Annotated in this window: 11 protein-coding genes; 8 read left to right on the top strand and 3 right to left on the bottom strand. The window is 72.1% G+C overall.

Going from position 1 to position 13,721, the window contains the following annotated elements; all coding sequences use genetic code 11:
• Positions 1 to 113: 113 nt before the first annotated feature.
• Together ACFWP3_RS32920 and ACFWP3_RS32925 are read right to left on the bottom strand one after the other, a co-directional pair.
• Entirely contained in the window at positions 114 to 785 is a 672-nt protein-coding gene (locus tag ACFWP3_RS32920) for an HAD family acid phosphatase (RefSeq protein WP_384228383.1), read from the bottom strand.
• Positions 786 to 949: 164 nt separating this feature from the next.
• On the bottom strand, positions 950 to 1,840 hold the full coding sequence (locus ACFWP3_RS32925) for a hypothetical protein (RefSeq protein ID WP_384228385.1): 891 nt from the start codon (positions 1,838 to 1,840) through the stop codon (positions 950 to 952).
• Between the two features lie 152 nt (positions 1,841 to 1,992).
• Between ACFWP3_RS32925 and ACFWP3_RS32930 the strand changes: the two genes are divergently transcribed.
• The 8 genes from ACFWP3_RS32930 to ACFWP3_RS32965 all read left to right on the top strand — a co-directional run bounded on the left by ACFWP3_RS32930 (position 1,993) and on the right by ACFWP3_RS32965 (position 11,844).
• The gene (locus ACFWP3_RS32930; RefSeq protein WP_384228387.1) at positions 1,993 to 2,745 is read left to right on the top strand and encodes a serine protease; all 753 of its coding nucleotides are present in this window, start codon (positions 1,993 to 1,995) and stop codon (positions 2,743 to 2,745) included.
• A 196-nt stretch (positions 2,746 to 2,941) separates the two neighbouring features.
• On the top strand, positions 2,942 to 3,595 hold the full coding sequence (locus ACFWP3_RS32935) for a response regulator (RefSeq protein WP_384228389.1): 654 nt from the start codon (positions 2,942 to 2,944) through the stop codon (positions 3,593 to 3,595).
• A gap of 260 nt (positions 3,596 to 3,855) precedes the next feature.
• Entirely contained in the window at positions 3,856 to 4,254 is a 399-nt protein-coding gene (locus ACFWP3_RS32940; RefSeq protein WP_384228391.1) for a hypothetical protein, read from the top strand.
• Positions 4,251 to 5,414: a sensor histidine kinase gene (locus ACFWP3_RS32945; RefSeq protein ID WP_384228393.1), complete on the top strand. Its 1,164-nt coding sequence runs from the start codon at positions 4,251 to 4,253 to the stop codon at positions 5,412 to 5,414. The genes ACFWP3_RS32940 and ACFWP3_RS32945 overlap by 4 nt, the downstream gene beginning before the upstream one ends.
• A gap of 87 nt (positions 5,415 to 5,501) precedes the next feature.
• On the top strand, positions 5,502 to 5,852 hold the full coding sequence (locus ACFWP3_RS32950; RefSeq protein ID WP_384228395.1) for a chorismate mutase: 351 nt from the start codon (positions 5,502 to 5,504) through the stop codon (positions 5,850 to 5,852).
• A 107-nt stretch (positions 5,853 to 5,959) separates the two neighbouring features.
• Positions 5,960 to 8,506 carry an aminopeptidase N gene (pepN, locus tag ACFWP3_RS32955; protein WP_384228397.1) on the top strand — a complete coding sequence of 849 codons (2,547 nt, stop codon included), beginning with the start codon at positions 5,960 to 5,962 and terminating at the stop codon, positions 8,504 to 8,506.
• A 525-nt stretch (positions 8,507 to 9,031) separates the two neighbouring features.
• Positions 9,032 to 10,435: a pyridoxal phosphate-dependent decarboxylase family protein gene (locus ACFWP3_RS32960; RefSeq protein WP_384228399.1), complete on the top strand. Its 1,404-nt coding sequence runs from the start codon at positions 9,032 to 9,034 to the stop codon at positions 10,433 to 10,435.
• The gene (locus tag ACFWP3_RS32965; RefSeq protein WP_384228401.1) at positions 10,432 to 11,844 is read left to right on the top strand and encodes a lysine N(6)-hydroxylase/L-ornithine N(5)-oxygenase family protein; all 1,413 of its coding nucleotides are present in this window, start codon (positions 10,432 to 10,434) and stop codon (positions 11,842 to 11,844) included. The genes ACFWP3_RS32960 and ACFWP3_RS32965 overlap by 4 nt, the downstream gene beginning before the upstream one ends.
• 13 nt (positions 11,845 to 11,857) lie before the next feature.
• Here ACFWP3_RS32965 and ACFWP3_RS32970 read toward each other — a convergent pair whose 3' ends face one another.
• Positions 11,858 to 13,672: a bifunctional metallophosphatase/5'-nucleotidase gene (locus ACFWP3_RS32970; protein ID WP_384228403.1), complete on the bottom strand. Its 1,815-nt coding sequence runs from the start codon at positions 13,670 to 13,672 to the stop codon at positions 11,858 to 11,860.
• Between the last annotated feature and the right edge of the window lie 49 nt (positions 13,673 to 13,721).

Consider the following 13,721-nt stretch of genomic DNA (forward strand, 5'->3'; position numbering starts at 1 on the left):
GACCGGCCCGGCGCGACCGGCCCGGCGCGACCGGCCCGGCGCGACCGGCCCGGCGCGACCGGCCCGGCCCGGCTGCGCGACCGGCCCCGCCGGGGCCGTACGCGTGCGGTGGGTCAGGACAGCTTGCCGCCGTAGTCCGGCAGCTTGACGGTGAGCTCGGCGTGGCCGCCGACCAGGTCGCTCTGGTTGTTCCCGATGTTCGCGATGATCGTGTACCCGCGGCCCTCGATCTCGGCCCGCTTGCCGGTCTTGTACGTGCTGACCTCGTCGAAGAGGTCGGGCAGGTCACGGACGTACAGGCCCGAGACCGGGTAGCCGACCGACTTCAGGTTCCGCTCGGTGAGGGAGTAGATGATCCCGGGCCGGGCGGTGACGAAGAAGATCGCCACGCCGCGCTCGTTTGCGTACCGGGTCAGCTCGCGGACCTTGGAGATCGCGGGGGTCGGGAAGGTCCAGAACCAGTGGAAGTCCGTCTCCAGCGAGCTGTTGTCGATGTCGAGCACGATCGCGGGCTTCTCGCCGGCGGGCGAGGCGGCGATGCGCCGCTCGATCGTCGGGCGGACCGCGTCGATGACGGTGGCGACGTCCCGCTGCCAGGTGGCGTAGTCGATGCCGAGGATGGCCGCGTTGCCGCCGGGCGCCGAGGCCGAAACCGATGCGGTGGCGGCGGCCGGAGCCGGCGCCGCCTCGGCGGCGGTGGCGGGCAGCAGGGTCATGACGGCGGCGGCGACGGCCACGCCGGCGGCGGCGGTGCGGGTCGTGCGGGTGCGGCGGGTACTGAGCATGTGGGGGCGCTCCTGTGGTCGCAATTGGCATGGACGCGACCAGAGTTGGCCAGATCCGCCTCCATGTCTACTGGCCGGTAGGAAACTTTTTGTGGCCGGGCGGTGAATCGTGACGGATCAAGGTGAATCGCCCCGGAGGGCAGTGAACTCCCGCCGTACCGGCCCTAGGTGACGCACTCCAGCACCGTGCGGCACAGCCCGCACCGAGCCCTGAGCGGCCCGCGCACCGGCAGCCGCAGCCGCTGCCCGCACACCGGGCACGGGAAGCTCACCAGCGGCCCGGCCCCGCCGGGCTCGAAGCGGTACGCCGACCCGTCCGGCGGGGGAGTCCCGGTGCGCAGGGCCTTCGCGTACCGGCGCCGGGCCTGCGCGGAGGCGGCGGCCAGCGGGGGCCGGCGCCGCTCCCGCCCGGCCAGGTCGCGGCCGCGCACGTAGGCCTCGTACGCCTGCGGACTGCTGAACCAGGTGGCGGGGTCCTCGCCGAACAGGTCCGCGCGCCGGGCCAGGACGTAGCCGAACTCCTCCGGGGTGAGGTAGCCGAGCTTCTGGTGGGTGAGCGCGTCCTCGCGGTAGGCGTCGAGCAGCAGCCAGCCGGCGCCGAGGAAGGCGGCGGCGGTGTCGGTGAGGATCTCGTTCTCCCCGGTGGTGGGCAGGCGCAGGTCCAGGCGGTGCAGCAGGACGTGGGTCACCTCGTGGGCCAGTGCGGCCGCCAGGTCGCGGCGGTGTGTCCGGAAGCGGTCGTTGACCTCGACGAAGTACTCGGGTCCCGCGGCCAGTTCCACCGTCGCCGCGTCCCGCATCGGCCGGAAGGCGACCACCATGCGCGCGTCGGGCAGCCGCAGGGCGCGCACCATCGCGGAGGCCACCCGGTGGGCCCCCAGGTGCAGGTCCTCGTCCCGGCCGAAGGCCGCGTCCGCCGGGGCGAAGCTCGTGTCGTAGGCCCGGATCCCTTCGGGGGCCAGCCGGCGGAACAGTGCCGTGATCGAGGCGCGGACCGTCTCCAGGTGCGGAAATCCGTGCTCCACCGGGCTGCTGTGCCTGCTGTTCTCCGTCATGCCGCCCCCTGGGCGAGAAATTGTCCGAAAACACGTTCTTGATGTCCGCCATACATCGGATGTGTCATGGACTCGTCATTCACCCAATGACGCGCACAGCCCAACCCCCCACGAAAGGCAGTGTGTTGACTGTGTCTACCCTCGTGCGGTTCATGAAGCGCACCGTCGCCGTCGGCGCCGTCGCCCTCGCGGCCGTCAGCCTCCAGCCCGGCACCGCCAGCGCAGGCCCGGCCCCCGTCGTCGGCGGCACCCGCGCCGCCCAGGGCGAATTCCCCTTCATGGTCCGCCTCTCCATGGGCTGCGGCGGCGCCCTCTACACCCAGCAGATCGTCCTCACCGCCGCCCACTGCGTGGGCGCCTCCGGCAACAACACCTCCATCACCGCCACCGCCGGAGTCGTCGACCTCAACAGCTCCAGCGCCATCAAGGTCAAGTCCACCAAGGTCCTGCGCGCCCCCGGCTACAACGGCACCGGCAAGGACTGGGCCCTCATCAAGCTCGCCAAGCCCATCAACCTGCCCACCCTCAAGATCGCCGAGACCAAGCAGTACGACAACGGCACCTTCACCGTCGCCGGCTGGGGCGCCACCCGCGAAGGCGGCGGCCAGCAGCGCTACCTGATGAAGGCCACCGTCCCCTTCGTCTCCGACGCCAGCTGCCAGGCCTCGTACGGCAGCTCCCTCGTCCCCAGCGAGGAGATCTGCGCCGGCTACGCCCAGGGCGGCGTCGACACCTGCCAGGGTGACTCCGGCGGCCCCATGTTCCGCCGCGACAACGCGAACGCCTGGATCCAGGTCGGCATAGTCAGCTGGGGCGAGGGCTGCGCACGGCCCGACTACCCCGGCGTCTACACCGAGGTCTCCACCTTCGCCGCCGCGATCAAGAGCGCCGCGGCAGGCATGTAGCACCCGCACCGCCCCCTCGTCCTTCCGGCCCGGCGAAAACCGGCCGGAAGGACGAGGCCCCGCACCCCGCACATCCGTATCGTCGGCGGCAGCAGTACCGCCCGATGGACCCGTGTGCGGTTGCGGGCCGACGCGCGCACCGGTCCCATGGGAAGGAAGCGGAGGCGGCAGCGGGCGACAGTGGGGCAGGCAGCGCATGGCGATCAGAGTGGTCATCGCGGACGACCAGGAGATGGTCAGGACCGGATTCAGGATGATCCTCGAGAGCCAGCCGGACATCGAGGTCGTCGCCGACGTCGTCGACGGCGAAGCGGCCCTCGCGGCCGTCGCCGAGCACCGGCCCGACGTCCTGCTCCTCGACATCCGCATGCCGAAGCTCGACGGCCTCGAGGTCACCCGCCGGCTCTCCGGCCAGGACATCCCGCGCATCGTCATCGTCACCACCTTCGACCTCGACGAATACGTCCACGCGGCGCTCCACGGGGGAGCGTCCGGCTTCCTCCTGAAAGACGCCAGCCCGGCCATGCTGGTTGAAGCGGTCCGCGCCGCCGCCGTCGGCGACTCGCTCGTCTCGCCCGCCATCACCGTCCGGCTGCTGCGCGAAATGGCCCCCCGCACCCCGGCCGCCCAGGCCCGCCGCCCCGCGGAACCGCTCACGGAGCGGGAGCGGGAAGTCGTACGCTGCCTCGCGCGCGGCCTCACCAACGCCGAGATCGCCGCCGAGCTCTACGTCTCCCTGTCCACGGTCAAAACCCACCTGGCCAACGTCCAGGCCAAACTCGACGCCCGCAACCGCGTCGAAATCGCCGCCTGGGCCTGGGAAAGCGGCCTGGCCACCAACCCGACGTGACCCGCCCCCCGACCCACCCCACCCCGGACCCCACCCGATCCCACCCGGCCCCCGTCCCCGCCCGCCGGGACGGGCCAGTCCCGCTCCGCGGCGCGCCCCGGCCCGGCCGAACCCAGCCTCGCCGTACCCACGCGGCCGGGCAGACCCGGCCTTGCCGTCTACGCGAAGGCGACCCGATCCAGCCTTGCGGCGCGCCCCCGACCGGCTGCTTCCGGCCTAGCCATGAACCCAGGGGCGGGCAAATTCAGCCTCGCCGGCGTTTGAGGCGCGGGGTCTGGGGCGGAGCCCCAGGAAGCTCCGGCGCAGCCGGCCCGACGCTGCTCACCGCCACCGGCACCGGCTCCGGCGCAGCCGCCCCGACGCTGGTCGCCGCCGCCGCCGCCGGCACCGGCACCGGCTTCGGCGCAGCCGGCCCGACGCTGCTCACCGCCACCGCCACCGCCACCGCCACCGCCACCGGCACCGGCCCCGGCCCCGGCCCCGGCCCCGGCGCAGCCGACCCGACGCTGCTCACCGCCGCCCGCGAGGGCAACGGCTCCGGCGCAGCCGCCCCGGCGCTGCTCACCGCCGCCCGCGAGGGCAACGGCTTCGGGGGAGCCGGCCAAGCCATGGTCACCGCCGCCGCCCCGACGGCCCCGCGGCCAAGGCGGCCCCGGTGAGCCCCCTCACCGGGTGGGCCCGCCGCTACCCCCACACCGCCACCACCATCCGCCTCGGCCTCTCCCTCGTCCTCCTCTCCCTCGTCACCTTCGAGGGCGTCGTCCTCGCCCGCCAGCCCAGCCTCCCCCACGGCGTCGTCTGGGCATCCGGCATCCTCGTCTGCCTCAGCGCAGCGCCCTGGCCCGGCATCCCCCTCCTCGCCCGCGCCTGGTTCGCCGCCGCCGTCACCTGGACCGCCACCCTCCTCCTCACCCTCGGCGACCACCCCCTCGTCGTCTGGGGCGGCGGCGAGGCCATCGCCCTGCTCTTCCTGCTCTCCCAGATCCTGCTCCGCGCCCCCGCCCGCACCGCCGCCGTCCTCGGCCCCCTCCTCGGCCTCGGCTGCATGGCCACACCCGTACGCGACACCGACCCCGGCCGCTTCACCCTGCTCTTCTCCGTCCTGACCGTCGTCGTCACCGCCTACTCCCTCCTCCTGCGCCTCCAGTCCGGCCAGCGCGTACGCGACCTCCGCGCCGTCCGCACCGCCGAACGCCTCGAGCTCGCCCGCGAGCTCCACGACCTCGTCGCCCACCACGTCACCGGCATCGTCGTCGAGGCCCGCGCCGCCCGCTTCACCAACGTCTCCGCCGAACACGCCGCCGAGATCTTCGGCCGCATCGAAACCGCCGGCGACGAAGCCCTCGGCTCCATGCGCCGCCTCGTCAAGATCCTCCGCGAGAACGAAGACGGCACAGCCGCACCCGGCGGCGCCGCCACCAGCCCCGTCGCCGGCCTCGACGACATCCGCGAACTCACCGCACGCTTCTCCCGCACCGGCCCGCCCGTCGTCCTCTACGTGGAGGAAGGCCTCGACACCCGCCTCCCCGGCCACGTCGCCGCCACCGCCCACCGCATCGTCCTGGAAGCCCTCACCAACATCGGCAAACACGCCGCCACCGCCACCGCCGTCCGCATCGGCCTGCGCACCGTCCCCACCGGCCTCGAAGTCCGCATCGCCGACGACGGCGGCCACCCCGCCAAACTCTCCGAGAACGCCCGCGGCGGCGGCTACGGCCTCGCCGGAATGGCCGAGCGCGCCGAAGCCCTCGGCGGCTCCCTCACCGCCGGCCCCACCCCCGAAGGCGGCTGGCTCGTCACCGCGATCCTGCCCCTGTGACCGGTTCCGGCGCCACCCGCCCGCACCCCGTCTCACTGACCGGCCGCCAGGGGAACCACCCGCCCCCGCCACGTATTCTCGGGAACCATGAACAACAGCGACGACATCGACACCGACAACGGGATCGGCAACGGGATCGACGACAACGTCGCCGCCGAACTCGCCCGCCTGCGGGACAGCATCGACAACATCGACGCCGCCGTGGTCCACATGCTCGCCGAGCGGTTCAAGTGCACCCAGCAGGTCGGCCACCTCAAGGCCCGCCACCAGCTCCCCCCGGCCGACCCCGGCCGCGAGGCCAGCCAGATCGCCCGGCTGCGCCAGCTCGCCGGAAACGCCAAACTCGACCCGGCCTTCGCCGAAAAGCTCCTCAACTTCATCATCGCCGAGGTCATCCGCCACCACGAGACCATCGCGGCCGCCGAAGACCAGTCCTGAGCCCCGCGCCGCGACCCGGCAGACCCACCGGGCCGCGGCGCCCGCCCGACCCTCCAGGCCACGGCACCGGCGAAACGCGCTGGGGCCCGGCCGGACCGTGCGGCAGCATGGGCCCCATGTCCGCACTCAGGCGCAACGAAGCGCAGCTCCGAGCCCAGCTCCTCGACGTCCACCACTACGCCGTCGCCCTTGACCTCACCACCGGCGACGACACCTTCGACTCCACCACCGTCATCCGGTTCACCGCCCGCACCACCGGAGACACCTTCCTGGAGCTGAAACCGGACGAACTGCGCTCCGCCACGCTCGACGGCCACCCCCTCGACCCGGCCGCCCTCGACGACAACCGGCTCCCCCTCACCGGCCTCGCCGAAGGCCCCCACGAGCTGCGCCTGGACACCCGCATGCGCTACTCCCGCACCGGCGAGGGCCTGCACCGCTTCACCGACCCCGCGGACGGGGAGACGTACGTCTACAGCCAGATGTTCATGGACGACGTCCAGCGCGTCTTCCCGGCCTTCGACCAGCCCGACCTCAAGGCCGTCTTCGAGTTCACCGTCACCGCCCCCGCGCACTGGACCGTCCTCGCCAACGGCATCACCACCCGCACCGCCGCCCGCGAAGCGGACGGCGCCGGCATCTGGCGATCCGCCCCCACCCCCCTCATCTCCACCTACCTCGCCGCCGTCGCCGCAGGCCCCTGGCACAGCGTGACCACCGAACACGCCGGACTGCCCTTCGGCATCCACTGCCGCCAGTCCCTCGCCCCCCACCTCGACACCGACGCCGACGAGATCATCTCCCTCACCAAGGACTGCTTCGACCGGTACCAGGAGAAGTTCACCGAGCCCTACCCGTTCGACTCCTACGACCAGGCCTTCGTACCCGAGTTCAACGCCGGAGCCATGGAGAACCCGGGCCTGGTCACCTTCCGCGACGAGTTCATCTACCGCTCCGCCGTCACCGACACCGAACGCCAGACCCGCGCCATGGTCATCGCCCACGAGATGGCCCACATGTGGTTCGGCGACCTCGTCACCCTCGCCTGGTTCGACGACATCTGGCTCAACGAGTCCTTCGCCGAATACATGGGCTACCAGACCCTCACCGAAGCCACCCGCTTCACCGACACCTGGACCGAATTCGGCGTCTCCCGCAAGGCCTGGGGCTACGACGCCGACCAGCGCCCCTCCACCCACCCCGTCGCCCCCGCCCCCGAAGACGTCCCCGACACCGCCTCCGCCCTCCTCAACTTCGACGGCATCTCCTACGCCAAGGGCGCCTCCGCCCTGCGCCAGCTCGTCGCCTGGCTCGGCGAGAAGGACTTCCTCGCCGGCATCAACACCCACTTCACCCGCCACAAGTTCGCCAACGCCTCCCTCGCCGACTTCGTCGACTCCCTCGCCGCCCACACCGAACGCGATGTCCACGCCTGGGCCGACATCTGGCTGCGCACCACCGGAATCGACACCCTCACCCCCCGCGTCGAGGAGTCCGAGGGCCGCCCCGACAGCGCACCCGGCTGGACCCTCACCGTCGACCGCCACGGCAGCCGCCCCCACCACATCGCCGTAGGCGTCTACGACCGCGACCCCGTCGACGGCCGCATCCTGGAACTGCGCGAACTCCTCGACCTCGACGTCCCCTCCGACGAGGTCGTCTCCGTCACCGGGCCCCGCCCCGCGCTCCTCGTCCTCAACGACGCCGACCTCACCTACGCCAAGGTCCGGCTCGACGAGAAATCCCTCGAAACGGTCCTGCGCGGCCTCTCCGGCATCCCCGACGCCCTCACCCGCGCCGTCGTCTGGAACTCCCTGCGCGACATGGTCCGCGACGGCGAACTCGACCCGCACGACTACCTGGCGACCGCCGAGGCCCACCTGCCCGAGGAGAACGACCTCGCCATCGTCCAGGGCGTCTTCACCTTCGCCCGCACCCAGATCGCCGCCCGCTACGTCGCCCCCGACGAGCGGACCGCCGCCCTCGCCACCCTCACCGCCATCGCCCGCGACCTGCTCCGGCGCACCGAGGACGGCTCGGAACCCGGCATGCGGCTGACCGCCGTACGCACCCTCGTCGACAGCGCCACCCAGCCCGACACCATCGCCGCCTGGCTCGCCGACGACACCGTCCCCGGCGGCCCGTCACTCGACCCCGAACTGCGCTGGCGCATCCTCTCCCGCCTCAGCGTCCTCGGCGCCGTCACCGAAAGCGACGTCGACGCCGCCCTCGCCGCCGACCCCAGCGCCACCGGCCAGGAAGGCGCGGCCCGCTGCCGAGCCGCCCTCCCCACCCCCGAGGCCAAGGCCGCCGCCTGGACCCGCCTCTTCCACGACGACACCCTCTCCAACTACCTCTTCACCGCCACCGCCCAGGGCTTCTGGCAGCCCGAACAGGCCGACCTCGTACGCGCATACGTACCCCGCTTCTACCCGGACGCCGTAGCCCTGGCCGCCCGCCGAGGCCCCGCCATCGGCGAAGCCGCCGGCCGCTGGGCGTTCCCCGCGTACGCCATCGACGAGGCCAACCTCCAGGCAGGCCACACCTGCCTCACCGACCCCGACATCCTCCCCCTCCTCCGCCGCAAGTTGGTCGACCAGCTGGACGACCTCGACCGCGCGCTTCGGGTCCGCCGGTCCGCTGCGGAGGCCTAGCCAGAACGGGGTCCGGGGCCGGGGGCGGGACGGGGTGCCGTCCGGGACTGCATGATGTAGGGCGCCCCACCCGAACCGGCCTGTACAACCCGATATCACGCCACAAATCACGTTTTACGTCCCGGCCGACACCCCGTCCCGCCCCCGACCCCGGCCCGGGGCGTGCCCCCCTCGAAGCCCCGCCGGGCCGGTGGCGGGGGCGGGGTGGGGTGCTGTCCGGGACGTAAAACGTGATTTGTTGGCGCCCGCTCAGGCCGTACGAGCAGATCCGCCCAAGGCGCCATAAATCATGCAGTCCCGGACGGCACCCCACCCCGCCCCCGCCACCGGCCCACCCCGGCTTCGGCCCACCCCTGCCCCCAGCTCCGGCCCCGCCCCGGCAACCCACCGGCCGAGCCAGCCCGCAGGGCCCCCGCAGGGGAGGAGGTCCGATTCGGACAAACCCCGGCGGTTACCCCATTCGGGTCTGATCGTTGTACTGGCCGGGTGCCCAACACCGCACCCGGCCAGCCCCCGGAGGTCCCGATGACAGCGCCGCCCGGCACGCCGCCGCCCGGCACCCCGCCCCCGCTCGCCGGCGGACCCCACGGCCCCGCAGCCCTGCGCCCCCTCCTCGACACCGTCCTCGAAGCCCTCCGCACCGGAGCCGAGGAACGCGGCGGCCCCCTCCCGGCCGGCGGCCCCGACACCCAGGCCGCCCGCGTCCGCGCCGCACTGGGCGACGTACTCCCCGCCCACGGAACCGGAGACCACGAAGCGCTCCGCACCCTCGTGCACACCCTCGCCGCCGGCGCCGCCGACCCCGCCGACCCCCTCTGCGCAGCCCACCTGCACTGCCCCCCACTGGCCGTCGCCGCCGCCGCGGACCTCGCCGCCAGCGCCCTCAACCCCTCCCTCGACTCCTGGGACCAGGCCCCCGCCGCCTCCGCCGTCGAAGCCCTCCTCACCCGCACCCTCGCCGCCGAGTTCTACGACACCCCCCACCCCGACGCCCTCGTCACCACCGGCGGCACCGAAGCCAACCAACTCGCCCTGCTCCTCGCCCGCGAACGCCACGGCCCCCACCTCACCGTCCTGCACGGAGCCAACGCCCACCACTCCATCCCCCGCGCCGCCTGGCTCCTCGGCCTCCCCCCGGCCACCGAACTCCCCACCCCCACCGGTGTCCTCGACCCCGCCGACCTCGCCCAAGCCCTCGCCACCACCCCCGGCCCCGTCCTCGTCACCGCCACCGCCGGCACCACCGACGCCGGACTCATCGACCCCCTCCACCACATCGCCGACCTCTGCGACCACCACCGCGCCGACCTCCACATCGACGCCGCCTACGGCGGACTCCTCGCCCTCACCCCCCGCCACCGCCACAAGGTCGCCGGCCTCGCCCGAGCCACGTCCCTCACCATCGACCTGCACAAACTCGGCTGGCAGCCCGTCCCCGCCGGACTCCTCGCCGTCCCCGACACCGCCCTGCTGGCCCCCCTCGCCCACCAGGCCGACTACCTCAACGCCCCCGACGACACCGAAGCCGGCCTCCCCGACCTCCTCGGCCGCTCCCTGCGCACCACCCGCCGCCCCGACGCGCTCAAGATCGCCACCACGCTCCGCGCCCTCGGCCGCGACGGCCTCACCGCACTCATCGACCGCACCCTCGACACCGCCCACCACCTCGCCGACCGCCTCGACACCCACCCCCGCTTCACCCTCCACGCACACCCCACCCTCACCACCGTGCTCTTCCGGCCCACCCACGCCGATGACACCCAGGTCGCCACCCTGCGCCGCACCCTCCTGCACCAAGGCCGCGCCGTCGTCGGCCGCACCCACGCCGACGGCCGCCTCTGGCTCAAAGCCACCCTGCTCAACCCGCACACCACCGCGGCAGACCTGGACACCCTCATCGCCCTCCTGGAAGGCAGCACCCACCGATGACCGCCGCCCACCCCGAAGCCCCCCACGACCTCGTCGGAATCGGCATCGGCCCCTTCAACCTGTCCCTCGCGGCCCTCGCCCACGGCCTGCCGCACCAAGGAGCAGGCGAACTCGCCACCGCCTTCTACGACCAGCGCCGCGACTTCCGCTGGCACCCCGGACTCCTCCTCGAAGGCGCCACCCTCCAAGTCCCCTTCCTCGCCGACCTGGTCACCTTCGCCGACCCGGCCAGCCCCTGGAGCTTCCTCAACTACCTCAAGCACAAGGAACGGCTCTACCCCTTCTACTTCGCCGAGCAGTTCCACATCCAACGCGCCGAATACGACGCCTACTGCCGCTGGGTCGCCGGCCGCATCCCCGGCCTCCACTTCGGCCACCAGGTCGACGCCGTCCGCTGGAACCCCGAACGCGACCTCTTCGAAGTCGACTTCACCCAACTCGACCCCAACGGCGAAGCCGAAGCCCTCGGCCGCACCCACACCCGACACCTCGCCCTCGGCATCGGCACCGCCCCCTACATCCCCGAACCCCTGCGCCCCCTCGCCGAAGCCCCCACCGTCCCCGTCATCCACTCCGCCGACTACCTCGACAACCGACAGCGCATCCTCGGCGCCGAACACGTCACCGTCATCGGATCAGGCCAGTCCGGCGCCGAAGTCTTCCTCGACCTCCTGCGCGCCCGCCCCGCCGGCCGCGAACGCCTCACCTGGCTCGCCCGCACCCCCTCCTTCGCCCCCATGGAGTACTCCAAGCTCGGCCTCGAACACTTCACCCCCGACTACACCCGCTACTTCCACGCCCTGCCCGAACCCGTCCGCGACAAGCTCGTCCCCGCCCAATGGCAACTCCACAAGGGCATCGACACCGACACCATCGCCGCCATCCACGACGAGCTCTACCGGCGCACCCTGGGCGGCGGCTGGCCCGACGCCGTCCTCACCCCCGGAGTCAACGTCCGCACCGCCGGCCGCGTCGCCACCACCAAAGTCGAACTCCACCTCGAACACACCGACCAGGGCACCCGCTCCCGCCTCACCACCGACGCCGTCGTCCTCGCCACCGGCTACCGCGAACGCCCCCTCACCAGCCTCCTCGCAGGCCTCGACCCCTACCTGCGCAAAGACTCCTCCGGCCGCCCCCGCATCGACGACCGCTACCGGATGATCACCGACCCCGCCGTCACCGGCAGCATCTTCGTCCAGAACGGCGAACGCCACACCCACGGCGTCGGAACCCCCGACCTCGGCCTCGCCGCCTGGCGCAGCGCCGCCATCCTGAACACGCTCACGGGCAAAGAGCCCTACCCCCAGCCCGCCCGCACCGCCTTCACCACCTTCGGCCTCGAACAGCGGGAGCACCCCCGCCCACAACCCGCCGGCGAACTGCTCCCCCTGGTCGAACACCCCTGACAACCGAAGCGGCCTAGAACACCGGCACACCCTCCCGCGTCAACCGCCACGACACCGAAGCGAACCCCGCCGGATCCAGCGTCCCCTTCGCCTTCACCCACTGGATGATCGTGTTACGGATCTCGTCCGAGTCCGCCCACAACTGCCTGGCCTGCGGCACATGCGGGAAATTCCCGCCACCCGAGGCCCGGTAGTTGTTCACCGCCAACACGAACCGCCCCGCCGGATCCACCGGCTTCCCCTCGAACGACAACCCCACGATCCGCGAACCCACCGGCCGCGCCACATCGATGTCATACGCGAACCCGTACAAGGCGTCGTAGTTGTAATCCGGAACGCCCTCCGCGTTCGTCAGCTTCGCCGGATCCACCACCTCACCCGGCGCCGTCCGCACGAAGTACCGCGCCGAATACTCCAGATACTCCTTCAGCTGCGCACCCGTCAGCAGCCGCGCCTCCAGCGTGTTCTCGAACGGATACAGGCCCGCGGCGTCCCGGATCGTCACCCGCCCCGCCGGAATCGCCGCCGTACGCGAGAAACACGAAGCCTGCGAAACCACCGGCAGCCCCGCCCACTCCGAACCCGACAGCGCCGCCCGCACCGTCTCCGCCTGCACGTGGTTGATCAGATCGATGATCGCCACGTCCTTCACCGGCCCCTCGGCCGCCGACATCGCCTGCGTCGACGTACCGATCACCTGGTTCACATACGCCACGACCTTGCGGTGCTCGTCCGACAACAGCCGCGTGATCTTCGGATCCTCCGCCACCGCATTCGAGTTCAACACCCGCGCCGCGACCTTCGCCACCGACCAGCGGCCCTTCGCCCACACCAGCTCGAAGTCGAACAACGTCAGCCGCTGACCCCACTTGAGCGGCTCCGACAGCACCACGTCCCGGCCCGTCGCCGTGTTCTTCACCCGGTACTCCGGGATCTCCGTGTGCGCGTGCCCCACCAGGATCGCGTCGATCCCCGGCACCTGCTCCGCCACCAACGCCGCCGCGTTCTCCACGTACGGCAGCTGATCCCCGTACGAAGACGTCCCGCTCGAACCCGAATGCGCCGACACGATCACCACGTCGGCACCCATCGAACGCAGCTTCGGCACGTACTTCGCCGCCTGCTCCTCCAACCCCGGGAACGTCATCTTCCCCTGCACGTTCGCCTTGTCCCACAACGCGATACCAGGATTCGTCAGCCCCAGCACCGCCACCCTCACGTCCCGCCCGCACGGCGTGCGCAGCCGGTGCATGCTGTACGGCGCGAACGCCGGCCGCAGCGTCCTCGCATCCAGCGCGTTCGCCCCCAGCAGCGGAAAATCACACTGCTCCTCGAACTTCCGCAACACCGGAATCCCGTAGTTGAACTCGTGGTTCCCCAGCGCCGCCGCGTCATAGCCGATCGCGTTCATCGCCTGCGCCATCGGATGGACCGGCCCCCGCCGCGCCGTGATCGGATCCACCTTCGCGTAGTAGTACGAAAGCTGCGTCCCCTGGATCGTGTCACCCGCGTCGATCAGCAGCGTATTGCGCCGCCCCTTCTCCGCCCGCACCTGCTCCACCAGCGTCGATATCTTCGCCAGACCCACATCGTTGTGCGCCTTGTCGTCGAACTCCCGGTCCGTGAAGTAGTCCCAGTTGAAGACGTTCCCGTGCAGATCGGTCGTCCCCATCACCGTGAACGCGTACGTACGCGGCCCCGGCCGGCCCGCAGCCGCCGGAGCAGCCGCCGGAGCAGCCGCCGCCGGAGCAGCCGCAGCCCCCGCCAACGCCACGGCCGCACCCGTCGCAGCCGTCGTCCCAAGAAAAGCCCTACGGTCGAACGCCATGCCATCTCCCCTTCAGAGGCGTGAACAACGCGCGTAGATTCTCACCCAC

It is taken from the genome of Streptomyces sp. NPDC058525, assembly GCF_042719495.1.
Lineage (GTDB): Bacteria > Actinomycetota > Actinomycetes > Streptomycetales > Streptomycetaceae > Streptomyces.

Bases quoted from the DNA above. Each gene is read 5' to 3' on its own strand.
- ACFWP3_RS32960 (WP_384228399.1), top strand. From the start codon at position 9,032: ATGACAGCGCCGCCCGGCACGCCGCCGCCCGGCACCCCGCCCCCGCTC.
- ACFWP3_RS32950 (WP_384228395.1), top strand. From the start codon at position 5,502: ATGAACAACAGCGACGACATCGACACCGACAACGGGATCGGCAACGGG.
- ACFWP3_RS32920 (WP_384228383.1), bottom strand. From the start codon at position 785: ATGCTCAGTACCCGCCGCACCCGCACGACCCGCACCGCCGCCGCCGGC.
- pepN (WP_384228397.1), top strand. From the start codon at position 5,960: ATGGGCCCCATGTCCGCACTCAGGCGCAACGAAGCGCAGCTCCGAGCC.
- ACFWP3_RS32925 (WP_384228385.1), bottom strand. From the start codon at position 1,840: ATGACGGAGAACAGCAGGCACAGCAGCCCGGTGGAGCACGGATTTCCG.
- ACFWP3_RS32970 (WP_384228403.1), bottom strand. From the start codon at position 13,672: ATGGCGTTCGACCGTAGGGCTTTTCTTGGGACGACGGCTGCGACGGGT.
- ACFWP3_RS32965 (WP_384228401.1), top strand. From the start codon at position 10,432: ATGACCGCCGCCCACCCCGAAGCCCCCCACGACCTCGTCGGAATCGGC.
- ACFWP3_RS32935 (WP_384228389.1), top strand. From the start codon at position 2,942: ATGGCGATCAGAGTGGTCATCGCGGACGACCAGGAGATGGTCAGGACC.
- ACFWP3_RS32930 (WP_384228387.1), top strand. From the start codon at position 1,993: ATGAAGCGCACCGTCGCCGTCGGCGCCGTCGCCCTCGCGGCCGTCAGC.